We start from the raw sequence: 11545 nt of genomic DNA on the forward strand, positions 1-11545 counted from the left end.
TCTCCGGGGACGGGGATCAGCGGGCGGTGATACGCGCCAGCAGCCGCTCCGCCACCGGCGCGGCGGGCTTCGTGCCGTCGCGGACCGTGCGCAGCAGATGGCTGACGCGCCGGTGGTTGGTGGGCTGGGCGGCGAGGGCGGGCAGCAGCGAGGTGAGGGCCGCCTCGGACGTCGGGTCGCCGGCGGCCGTGAGGATCCAGCCGCGCAGGATGCGCAGGGCCTCGGAGGTACGCGCGCGGTCGGTCAGCGCGGCCTCCCAGAACGCGACCAGATGCCGTGCCGTGGTGTCGTCGACGGCCGCGGCGGCCTCGGCGTACCAGTCGAGGACGATCGGGCGCCCGGTGCGCTCGTCGGACTGCTTGCAGCTCTGGAGGAAGGCGAGCAGCGCGTGTGGGCGGAGCGTGCGGTCCTTGGGGAGGCGTTCGGCGAGGGCGCTCAGCACCGGGTTCCGTACCGCGAGGAGCAGGAGTTCGAGGGCGTCGGCGAACTGGTAGGCCTCCTCCTTCGCGTACTCCGCGGCCTCTTCCTCGTCGGCCTCCGGATCGTCGTGGGGGCGCGGCCGGTGGATGGCGTCGAGCAGAGCCTCCAGGGCGCGTTCATAGTGGACGGGGCCCAGCAGGCCGTACGCGCGGATGGCGGTCCAGCGGCGGCCTTCGAGGTCGCCGTAGTCCTCGGTGCACCAGTCGTGCAGGATCCTGAGGACGGTGGGCACCGACAGCAGCTGGGCCATGGTCAGCGCGTTGGCCGCGGTCAGCCAGGAGCCGAAGTGGTCGTCGTCCGCCCAGGGTTCGATGAGGAGAGCCATGGCGGACGACAGATCGGCCTGCGCGAGCAGAGCGGTCGCCGAGGCCGCCCGGGTCCACACCAGGGGGCGGCCGTCGTCCGCGAGGTCCTGGATCCACTCGACGAGGGCGGGACGCGCGGACGGGTGGAGGTTCCACACCTGCTCCAGCAGGATCCGGGCGGTGTCCTCCTCCCGGAACGCGGCGAAGTACCTGCCGACGAGCGGCCCCCACTCGGTGACCTCGGTGTCCACGTACCCACGGGCCTGGGCCAGGCCGAGCCGCTCCTCCCGGGAGCTGCCGAAGACCGGGATGACGGCCGGTTCACGGGGATTGGCGGTGCGCTGCAGCTCTGTGTAGAGCGTGTCGGCGCACTCGGCGGCGATCGCGTACGGGGCCTTGTCGAAGACGGCGAGCGAGATGAGGAAGGCCTTCTCGTGCAGGGGCAGCTCGGCGTCGGTGAGCCAGCCGGAGACCTGGGCCGCCACGGCCGCCTTCCCGTAGGCGGCGAGTGACTCCTCGTCGGTCTCCTCGCGCTGGAAGGCGACGAGCCGCTCCGCGAACCCGGCGATCCCGCCCGGCTGTTGGTGCCGGGCGAGGAACTCCTTCACCGGGGTCAGCCCGCACAGGCCGGCCCACGCGTCCTCGCCGGTGTGCGGGGTGACGTGGGAGCGCAGCATGTCCTCGGCCGTGGGCGGCTCCCAGCGGACGTACGGTACGTCCTCCAGGGCCGCGGACGGCTCGACCGTTATCACCAGGTGGCCCTGGGCGCGTTCCAGCCGCTCACGCAGGCCCAGCAGATGCGGTTCGCGCAGGGGATGGCTCCGGCTGGTGGTCAGGTTGAGCAGGAGGTAGCCGGCCGCTCCGTTCAACTGTTCGGGCAGGGCGGAGAGGGAGCCGGGCGGGTCGAGGATGCGCATGGGCATGGCGTCCAGGCTGCGCAGCAGCATCCGCGCCGCCGTGCCCCGGCCGGTGTCCCGGCCGCCGGACAGCACGACGATCCGGTCGCCGCGCTTCAGCCGGGCCAGTGCCTCGTCGAAGCTCGGGCAGCCGTGGAAGACCTGAGCCAGCTCCTCGACGTCGTCCGGAGGCACCTCGCCGGAGAGGTGTTCGGAACGCCCGGGCGGGAGGCCGATGTTGAAGTTCACGTCGCGATGGACCACACCGCCGCTGAGGCCGTACTGGTCACGTCCGACGTCCGTGGCGGTCCGGGCCAGCGCGGTGACGAACTCCGGGCCGTGCGCGATCAGCGCCCGGCGGGCGGCCCAGGCCTCCTGCCGCTGTTGTTCCTGGGCCTCGGCCGTGTCGTCCTGCTTCTTCTGATCGCCGTCCGACGGCTTCCCGTCGGCGGCTGCCGCGCCGCCCGCCGACGCCTCGTCCTGGCTCACCGGGGGTCACCGCTCTCCGGCCGGCCGATCGTGAAGTTGAGATCGCCGTGGGCCGTGCCACCGCTCATACCGATGTGGTCGTGTTCGACATGGGTCTCGTTGTGCTGGGTGGCCGGGAGTCCGCCGGGCGCGTCCGGGAGCGCGGGGGCGGCTGCCGGGGAGCCGGGTGCGCGGGGTGCCCCGTGCAGCCAGGCCACCGTCGGCCCTTCCTTCGTCTCCACCGTGATCCGGTGGAAGTCCTCCGGTCGTACGCCCAGCGGACCGTTGCGTACGACCCCCTCGTAGACGCCGTCGGACGTGCACAGGACGCAGTCCTCGCCGCGGTCCCGCAAGGCGGCCCGCAGGGGATCGGAGTTCAGCAGCCGCACCGCGTGGTTGAGATCCCGGCCGACCCAGCCGCCGAGCTCGTCCACGGCGACGTAGCCGGCGGCGAGCACGATCCGCAGGCGCATCCGCGTGCTGTCGGCGATCAGCCGGTTCTTGCTGTGCAGGAGCGCGGGGGTCTCCGTCAGGAGGGTCTTGGTGAGCGTCGGTACGGAGACCTGGGTGTCGATGAGTTCCATCACGGAGTCACCGCGGTCCGCGCGCAGCCGGGACGTCTCGTCCACGTCGGCCGCGCGGAGTGTGTCGTCGACGACGTCGTAGAGCACCCGGCGCAGGTAGGCCTGCTCCACGTTGTCGCGTTTGCCGAACTGCTCGATGTCGAAGAGAAGGATGGTTCGGTACACGGGGTCGGTCATGGTCGCCTCTCGCGGGTCGGACGGTTGCCCAGCACGATGGCGGGTCCGGGGCGCGCGGCAGAGGGCCGATGACACGGAGGAACTGTGACCGTGTGCACAGAAGGCCGCTTGACAGCGTGCGGCCGTACGGTCAGACGATGTGGCCGCCGACGATACGGCGCAGTACGTCGGGACGGAGGACCACGATGCGACGGCGCTCGGTCGTGACGACCTTGCGGGTGCGCAGCTCCCTGAGGAGCCGGGCCACGGCCTCCCGGGACGAGCCGACCGAGCCGGCGAACTCCTGCTGGCTGAGCCCGATGGTGAGTTCGATGCCCTCGTCCGTGCGGTGGCCGTGGGTGCGGACGAGTTCGAGCAGCAGGACGGCCAGCCGCTCGCGCACGGTGAGCGCCGCCCATTCGAGTCTGCGGCGATCGGTCGACCGCTGCCGGTCGGTGGCGAGGCCGAGCAGGTGCAGCGCCACCGGGGGGTGGTCGCCGAGGAAGGCGGTGAAACGACTCTGCTCGATGACCACGGCCTCGACCGGCTCCAGGGCCGTGACGGTCGCCGACCGCTGTCGCCTGCTGAGGGCCGCGCCCTCGCCGACGATGTCACCCGGCCCGCGCAGCGCGAGCAGGGCCTCGTAGCCGTTGGCGGCGATCGCCGTGACCTTGGTCCAGCCGTGCAGGATCAGCAGGACGTGGGCGGACGGTTCGTCCTGGCGCAGGATGACGTTCCGCGCCCGGTAGCGCAGCGGTCGGCCGATGGCGAGGAGGGCGATCCGGTCCGCTTTCTCCAGCCGGGCGAGGAACGGCACCCGATCGTCGAAACCGTCGTCGTCCCACGCGTGCGTCCGGCCCACGACCATCCCACTGCCCCCGTGTTCACCTGCGCCGATGTCATTGGCTTCGCAACCTGTCAACGTACTTGAAGCAGACGTGGGAGGAACGGGCGACAACCGGCCGTCGTGGCCGGACGGCCGCCCTTCGGCGTTGCAGGGGAACCGGTGCCGTTTTCGACACGTTGGAGCATCATGGAGGCATTCGGTCTCCGGCGCCGGGGGAGGTGCTCAGTGTCGTACCCGACACCGTGGCAGGGGCAGGGACCGCAGCAGCCGTGGCAGCCGCACGGCGGAGCGTCCATGCTGGCCGCGACCGCCGACCGCGAGCGCGCCGTGGATGTGCTCCGGGCGGGCTTCGCCGAGGGGCGGCTGCGGGAGGACGAGCTGGAGAAGCGGGTGGCGCGGGCCTACGACGCCCGTACGGTCGGCGAGTTGATGCTGCTGGTCGCCGATCTGCCCCAGGGCCCGCAGGCGGCGGTCGTCCAGGTGCCGCCGCCGGGTTTCCGTCCGGTGCCGCCGACCTTCCTGCCGGCCCCGCTGCCGCCGACCAACGGCAAGGCGGTCGGCGCCCTGGTCTGCGGCCTGCTGATCGTGCCGACGCTGGGTCTGACCGGCATCCCGGCGGTGATTCTCGGCCACACGGCCCGCGCGGAGATACGGCGGAGCGACGAGGTGGGTGACGGGCTGGCGCTGACCGGGCTGGTCTTCGGCTGGCTCGCCGTGAGCGCCTGGACCCTGTTCCTCATGCTGCTGGTGGTGGCCGGAGCGAGCTCCGCCTGACCGTTCCGGACCGTAGATTCGAAGATCGCGGAGCGGGTGCGGCTTCGGCATGTTCCGTGCCGAGCCGTGGGTGACACCCATTTGTTTTGACCGCAGCGAATGAGGTAGGTACGCTCAGACCTTGTGCCTGGGGTGTGCCCTGGCCCTCGTGCGTGCCTTGAACCGCACTAAGGGGGCCGACACTGGCCACCGCAATCTGCGCCCCTTTTGCTGCCCGGCGAAAGTCTGCGGGATTCGACACACCCGACCGCGTGGGTCGGCGACGTTCCAGGTTAGCTTCACCATCGGCACACAGAAACCGGAGAAGTAGTGCCTACGATCCAGCAGCTGGTCCGGAAGGGCCGGCAGGACAAGGTCGAGAAGAACAAGACGCCCGCACTCGAGGGTTCGCCCCAGCGTCGCGGCGTCTGCACGCGTGTGTTCACGACCACCCCGAAGAAGCCGAACTCGGCCCTGCGTAAGGTCGCGCGTGTGCGTCTGACCAGCGGGATCGAGGTCACGGCCTACATTCCGGGTGAGGGACACAACCTGCAGGAGCACTCCATCGTGCTCGTGCGTGGCGGTCGTGTGAAGGACCTGCCCGGTGTTCGCTACAAGATCATCCGCGGCTCCCTTGACACCCAGGGTGTCAAGAACCGCAAGCAGGCCCGCAGCCGCTACGGCGCCAAGAAGGAGAAGTAGAAAATGCCTCGTAAGGGCCCCGCCCCGAAGCGCCCGGTCATCATCGACCCGGTCTACGGTTCTCCTCTTGTCACCTCCCTGATCAACAAGGTGCTGCTGAACGGCAAGCGCTCCACCGCCGAGCGCATCGTGTACGGCGCCATGGAGGGCCTGCGCGAGAAGACCAGCAACGACCCGGTCATCACGCTCAAGCGCGCGCTCGAGAACATCAAGCCCACGCTCGAGGTCAAGTCCCGCCGTGTCGGTGGTGCGACGTACCAGGTTCCGATCGAGGTCAAGCCCGGTCGCGCCAACACGCTCGCGCTGCGCTGGCTGGTCGGTTACTCCCGCGCCCGTCGCGAGAAGACCATGACCGAGCGTCTGCTCAACGAGCTTCTCGACGCTTCGAACGGCCTCGGTGCGGCCGTCAAGAAGCGCGAGGACACCCACAAGATGGCCGAGTCCAACAAGGCCTTCGCGCACTACCGCTGGTAGTCGCTACCCACATCGAGACCGAGAGAAGACCGAAGCCTTATGGCTACCACTTCACTTGACCTGGCCAAGGTCCGGAACATCGGGATCATGGCCCACATCGACGCGGGCAAGACGACCACCACTGAGCGGATCCTCTTCTACACCGGCGTCAGCTACAAGATCGGTGAGGTCCACGACGGCGCTGCCACCATGGACTGGATGGAGCAGGAGCAGGAGCGTGGCATCACGATCACCTCTGCTGCCACCACCTGTCACTGGCCGCTTGAGGACAACGACTACACGATCAACATCATCGACACCCCGGGGCACGTCGACTTCACCGTCGAGGTGGAGCGTTCGCTGCGCGTCCTCGACGGTGCCGTCACGGTGTTCGACGGTGTCGCCGGTGTCGAGCCGCAGTCCGAGACGGTGTGGCGTCAGGCCGACCGTTACGGCGTGCCGCGCATCTGCTTCGTCAACAAGCTCGACCGGACCGGCGCGGAGTTCCACCGCTGCGTCGACATGATCAAGGACCGCCTCGGTGCGGTACCGCTGATCATGCAGCTTCCGATCGGTGCCGAGATGGACTTCAAGGGCGTTGTGGACCTGGTCCGCATGAAGGCGCTCGTGTGGTCCGCCGAGGCGGCGAAGGGCGAGATGTACGACGTCGTCGACATCCCGGCCACGCACACCGAGGCGGCCGAGGAGTACCGCGGCAAGCTGGTCGAGGCCGTCGCCGAGAACGACGACGAGATCATGGAGCTGTTCCTGGAGGGCCAGGAGCCCACCGAGGAGCAGCTGTACGCCGCGATCCGTCGCGTCACCATCGCGTCCGGCAAGTCCAAGGGCGTCACGGTCACCCCGGTGTTCTGTGGCACCGCGTTCAAGAACAAGGGCGTCCAGCCCCTGCTCGACGCGGTCGTGCGCTACCTGCCGACCCCGCTCGACGTCGAGGCCATCGAAGGCCACGACGTGAAGGACCCCGAGCTGGTCGTCAAGCGCAAGCCGTCCGTGGACGAGCCGCTGTCCGCGCTCGCGTTCAAGATCATGAGCGACCCGCACCTGGGCAAGCTCACCTTCGTCCGGGTCTACTCGGGCCGCCTGGAGGCGGGTTCGGCTGTGCTGAACTCGGTCAAGGGCAAGAAGGAGCGCATCGGCAAGATCTACCGCATGCACGCGAACAAGCGTGAGGAGATCGAGTCGGTGGGCGCCGGCGACATCGTCGCCGTCATGGGCCTGAAGCAGACCACCACCGGTGAGACGCTGTCCGACGACAAGAACCCGGTGATCCTGGAGTCCATGGACTTCCCGGCGCCGGTCATCCAGGTCGCGATCGAGCCCAAGTCCAAGGGCGACCAGGAGAAGCTGGGTGTCGCCATCCAGCGTCTCGCGGAGGAGGACCCCTCCTTCCAGGTCCACTCGGACGAGGAGACCGGCCAGACGATCATCGGTGGTATGGGCGAGCTGCACCTCGAGGTGCTGGTCGACCGTATGCGCCGTGAGTTCAAGGTCGAGGCCAACGTCGGCAAGCCGCAGGTCGCCTACCGTGAGACGATCCGTAAGGCCGTCGAGCGCGTGGACTACACCCACAAGAAGCAGACCGGTGGTACCGGTCAGTTCGCCAAGGTGCAGATCGCGATCGAGCCGATCACCGAGACCGACGGTCCGGCGTACGAGTTCGTGAACAAGGTCACCGGTGGCCGTATCCCGCGGGAGTACATCCCGTCGGTGGACGCCGGTGCGCAGGAGGCCATGCAGTTCGGCATCCTCGCCGGGTACGAGATGACGGGCGTCCGCATCACGCTGCTCGACGGTGCCTACCACGAGGTCGACTCCTCCGAGCTCGCGTTCAAGATCGCCGGTTCGCAGGCGTTCAAGGAGGCCGCCCGCAAGGCGTCTCCCGTGCTCCTCGAGCCGATGATGGCCGTCGAGGTGACCACGCCCGAGGACTACATGGGTGACGTCATCGGCGACATCAACTCCCGCCGTGGCCAGATCCAGGCCATGGAGGAGCGTGCCGGTGCCCGCGTCGTGAAGGGCCTCGTGCCCCTCTCGGAGATGTTCGGCTACGTCGGCGACCTCCGCAGCAAGACCTCGGGTCGCGCAAGCTACTCGATGCAGTTCGACTCCTACGCCGAGGTTCCCCGGAACGTCGCCGAGGAGATCATCGCGAAGGCCAAGGGCGAGTAACACACACCGTTTGCACGCTTTAGGCTTGACACCGACCGCCGGGTCTCACCCGGGAGGGCAGACCCCGGCGGGCGGCATCCCAGCAAAGATCACCTGGCGCCGATGAGTAAGGCGTACCAGAACCACTCCGCAGGAGGACCCCAGTGGCGAAGGCAAAGTTCGAGCGGACTAAGCCGCACGTCAACATCGGCACCATCGGTCACATCGACCACGGTAAGACGACCCTCACGGCCGCCATTACCAAGGTGCTGCACGACGCGTACCCGGACCTGAACGAGGCCTCGGCCTTCGACCAGATCGACAAGGCTCCTGAGGAGCGCCAGCGCGGTATCACGATCTCGATCGCGCACGTCGAGTACCAGACCGAGACGCGTCACTACGCCCACGTCGACTGCCCCGGTCACGCGGACTACATCAAGAACATGATCACGGGTGCGGCGCAGATGGACGGCGCCATCCTCGTGGTCGCGGCCACCGACGGCCCGATGCCGCAGACCAAGGAGCACGTGCTCCTGGCCCGCCAGGTCGGCGTTCCGTACATCGTCGTAGCCCTGAACAAGGCCGACATGGTGGACGACGAGGAGATCCTGGAGCTCGTCGAGCTCGAGGTCCGTGAGCTCCTCTCCGAGTACGAGTTCCCGGGCGACGACCTGCCGGTCGTCAAGGTCTCGGCGCTCAAGGCTCTCGAGGGCGACAAGGAGTGGGGCCAGACGGTCCTCGACCTGATGGCCGCCGTCGACGAGTCGATCCCGACCCCCGAGCGTGACGTCGACAAGCCGTTCCTCATGCCCGTCGAGGACGTCTTCACGATCACCGGTCGCGGTACGGTCGTCACCGGCCGTATCGAGCGTGGTGTCCTGAAGGTCAACGAGACCGTTGACATCATCGGCATCAAGCAGGAGAAGACCACCACCACGGTCACCGGCATCGAGATGTTCCGCAAGCTGCTCGACGAGGGCCAGGCCGGTGAGAACGTCGGTCTCCTCCTCCGTGGCATCAAGCGCGAGGACGTCGAGCGCGGCCAGGTCATCATCAAGCCCGGCTCGGTCACCCCGCACACGGAGTTCGAGGCCCAGGCGTACATCCTGTCCAAGGACGAGGGTGGCCGTCACACGCCGTTCTTCAACAACTACCGTCCCCAGTTCTACTTCCGCACCACGGACGTGACCGGCGTCGTGACCCTCCCCGAGGGCACCGAGATGGTCATGCCGGGCGACAACACTGAGATGACCGTTTCGCTCATCCAGCCCGTCGCCATGGAAGAGGGCCTGAAGTTCGCCATCCGTGAGGGTGGCCGCACGGTGGGCGCCGGCCAGGTCATCAAGATCAACAAGTAGTTCTGATCTGACCTGGTTGTAGTTTCAGGTAGCGGTTTCCAGAGGGGCCCGTACGACTTCGGTCGTACGGGCCCCTTTGTCGTCGCCGTGCCCGCTGTTACGAAACTATTCGGCGGGTACGACCCGTTGTCGCCCCCGGCCACCCGCCCCACCATTTGTCATGCCACTGACCAAATGAGGTCCGGAGAGGTGTGGAGGGGTGTGCCATGTCTGCGTCCGTCAGCCGAAGAGCCGTTCTGGGAGCGGGACTTGCCGCGGTACCGGTGCTGTCGTCGAGGAGCCCCCAGCCCATGGAGGCGGGTGCGTACATCTCCTTCTCACGTACGACGGGTGCCTTCCCCCTCGTCGGCGCCCCGGTCGTGGTGGACCCCGACGATCACCCCGGAGTAGTACGGGTGGCGGGGGACCTGCGGGCCGACATCGAACGGGTCACGGGCGTACGCCCCGGTGGGGGACTCGCGCGGGAGGTGGTGCTGGTCGGCACGATCGGCCGCAGCGCGCTCATCGACGGTCTGGTGGCCGCCGGAAAACTGGACGTCTCCGGAATCCGCGGCAGCTGGGAGACCTCGCTGCAGACGGTGGTCGAGCGTCCGCTGCCGGGGGTGGACCGGGCGTTCGTCGTCGCGGGCAGCGACCCGCGCGGCACGATCTTCGGTGCCTACGACGTCTCGTACGGCATCGGGGTCTCGCCCTGGCACTGGTGGGACGATGTACCGCCGACGCGGCGTGACGAGATATGGGTCCTCCCGGGCCGCTACTCGCAGGGCACGCCCGCGGTGAAGTACCGCGGCTTCTTCATCAACGACGAGAACCCGGCGCTCGGGACCTGGGCACCGGCGTACTTCGGGCCGGGCAAGGCGCCGGGGTATCCGGGCGGCTTCACCGCGGACTTCTACGCCCGCGTCTTCGAGGTGCTGCTCCGTCTGAAGGGGAACTACCTCTGGCCGGCGGTGTGGGGGCGGGCCTTCGCGGAGGACGACCCGGAGAACCACCGGCGGGCGTCGGAGTACGGGATTGTCATGGGCACGTCTCACGAGGCGCCGATGATGCGCGGCATCGAGGAGTGGAACCGGCACGCGGTGGCCGCCGTGCGCGACTCCTCCGGCGCGATCGTGACACCGGGCCACGATCCGTACGGCGGGACGGGGGAGTGGTCGTACCGGCTCAACTCCCGGGCGATACAGGCCTATTGGCGGGCCGGTGTGCAGCGGATGGTCGACCAGGGCTTCGAGGGTGTCGTCACGCTAGGCATGCGCGGCAACGGCGACACGAGCCTCCCGGATGGCGACGGTATTGAACTCATGCAGGAGATCATCGCGGCCCAGCGGCAGATCATCGAGGAAGTGACGGACCGGCCGGCGGCGGAGACCCGGCAGGTGTGGACGCTGTACAAGGAGGTCCAGCGGTACTGGGACCGGGGGTTGAGAGCGCCGGAGGATGTCACGGTCGTGCTCACGGACGACAACTGGGGGAACGTCCGCAAGCATCCGGATCCCGCTGAACCCGGGCGCGTCGGGGGCTACGGGCTCTACTACCACTTCGACTATGTGGGCGCCGGGCGGAACTACAAGTGGGTGGACACGGCGAACCTGCGGAACGTGTGGGAGCAGCTGCACACGGCGCACGCGTACGGGAACCGGGAGTTGTGGGTCGCGAATGTGGGCGACCTGAAGGGGAACGAACTGCCGACCGAGTTCTTCCTCAACTACGCCTGGAATCCGGAGGATTGGGACCTGGGGCGACTCGGGGAGTGGGAACGGCGGTACGCGCGGCAGAACTTCGGGGCAGGGCAGGCCGATGAGATCGCCTCGGTGCTGGCCGCGTACGGGCAGCTGCAGGCGCGCCGCAAGCCGGAACTGCTGAACCGGCGGATCACCCTCGTCGACGGCCAGGTGGTCTACGACGATCAGCAGACGCCGTTCGCCTTCGGGCACCGGGAGTTGGAGCGGGTCACGGAGGAGTGGCGGGAGCTGGGGCGACGGGCCGAGCGGATCGGGCGGCGGCTGCCGGGCGGTGGAGTGCGGGACGCGTGGTTCGAACTCGTCGGGTACGCGGTGGCGGCGACCGCCAACCTGTATGAACTGCGGTCGGCCGAGTTCACGAACCTGCTGTACGCGGCGCAGGGCCGGGCCGCGACAAACTCCCTGGCGGACGCGGCGGAGGCGGCCCTCGCGCGGGACTTCGCCCTCGCCGACCGCTTCAACTCGGCGGTAGCGGGCGGCAAATGGGCCGGCTTCCAGACACAGCCGCACATCGACTACGGGGACGTGGAGCGGTACGGGCCCAACGCCGGCTGGCAGCAGCCGGAGCGGGACAACGTGGCGTTGCCGGACGTGCTGTTTCCGGCGGTGCGGCGGGTTGGGGTGGGGGAGGG

9 protein-coding genes are annotated in these 11545 nt (G+C 68.7%); 6 read left to right on the forward strand and 3 right to left on the reverse strand.

The features are described from left to right. Window positions 1-16 precede the first annotated feature (16 nt). From JHN45_RS27770 to JHN45_RS27780, 3 genes are all read right to left on the reverse strand, one after another. Window positions 17-2170: a hypothetical protein gene (locus JHN45_RS27770; protein ID WP_201051106.1), complete on the reverse strand. Its 2154-nt coding sequence runs from the start codon at window positions 2168-2170 to the stop codon at window positions 17-19. Beyond that, window positions 2167-2910 (reverse strand): hypothetical protein, encoded by a 744-nt coding sequence (locus JHN45_RS27775; protein WP_201051108.1) that lies wholly within the window; start codon window positions 2908-2910, stop codon window positions 2167-2169. Before JHN45_RS27775 ends, JHN45_RS27770 begins: the two co-directional genes overlap by 4 nt. 130 nt (window positions 2911-3040) lie before the next feature. Then, window positions 3041-3757 (reverse strand): Crp/Fnr family transcriptional regulator, encoded by a 717-nt coding sequence (locus JHN45_RS27780; RefSeq protein ID WP_200710709.1) that lies wholly within the window; start codon window positions 3755-3757, stop codon window positions 3041-3043. Between the two features lie 204 nt (window positions 3758-3961). On the opposite strand from JHN45_RS27780, the gene JHN45_RS27785 reads away from it, so the two are divergent. From JHN45_RS27785 to JHN45_RS27810, 6 genes are all read left to right on the forward strand, one after another. After that, window positions 3962-4510, forward strand: coding sequence for a DUF1707 and DUF4190 domain-containing protein (locus JHN45_RS27785; protein WP_307783205.1), 549 nt, complete (start codon window positions 3962-3964; stop codon window positions 4508-4510). Window positions 4511-4819: 309 nt separating this feature from the next. After that, on the forward strand, window positions 4820-5191 hold the full coding sequence (gene rpsL / locus JHN45_RS27790) for a 30S ribosomal protein S12 (RefSeq protein ID WP_003948652.1): 372 nt from the start codon (window positions 4820-4822) through the stop codon (window positions 5189-5191). A 3-nt stretch (window positions 5192-5194) separates the two neighbouring features. Further along, a complete protein-coding gene (rpsG, locus tag JHN45_RS27795; protein ID WP_005481264.1) occupies window positions 5195-5665 on the forward strand; it encodes a 30S ribosomal protein S7 in 471 nt (156 codons plus the stop codon). A 39-nt stretch (window positions 5666-5704) separates the two neighbouring features. Next, a complete protein-coding gene (gene fusA / locus JHN45_RS27800; protein ID WP_200710710.1) occupies window positions 5705-7834 on the forward strand; it encodes an elongation factor G in 2130 nt (709 codons plus the stop codon). Between the two features lie 143 nt (window positions 7835-7977). Beyond that, complete coding sequence (tuf, locus tag JHN45_RS27805) at window positions 7978-9171, forward strand: elongation factor Tu (protein ID WP_200710711.1); 1194 nt, start codon at window positions 7978-7980, stop codon at window positions 9169-9171. Window positions 9172-9377: 206 nt separating this feature from the next. Further along, the coding region (locus JHN45_RS27810) for a glycosyl hydrolase 115 family protein (RefSeq protein WP_201051110.1) at window positions 9378-11545 on the forward strand (2168 nt) is incomplete at its 3' end.

This window comes from Streptomyces sp. MBT53 (assembly GCF_016654115.1).
Taxonomy (GTDB): Bacteria; Actinomycetota; Actinomycetes; order Streptomycetales; family Streptomycetaceae; genus Streptomyces.

What these genes read in the sequence shown, in the direction of transcription:
- JHN45_RS27775 (WP_201051108.1), bottom strand. Translation starts at nt 2,910, where the DNA reads ATGACCGACCCCGTGTACCGAACCATCCTTCTCTTCGACATCGAGCAG.
- JHN45_RS27780 (WP_200710709.1), bottom strand. Translation starts at nt 3,757, where the DNA reads ATGGTCGTGGGCCGGACGCACGCGTGGGACGACGACGGTTTCGACGAT.
- rpsG (WP_005481264.1), top strand. Translation starts at nt 5,195, where the DNA reads ATGCCTCGTAAGGGCCCCGCCCCGAAGCGCCCGGTCATCATCGACCCG.
- fusA (WP_200710710.1), top strand. Translation starts at nt 5,705, where the DNA reads ATGGCTACCACTTCACTTGACCTGGCCAAGGTCCGGAACATCGGGATC.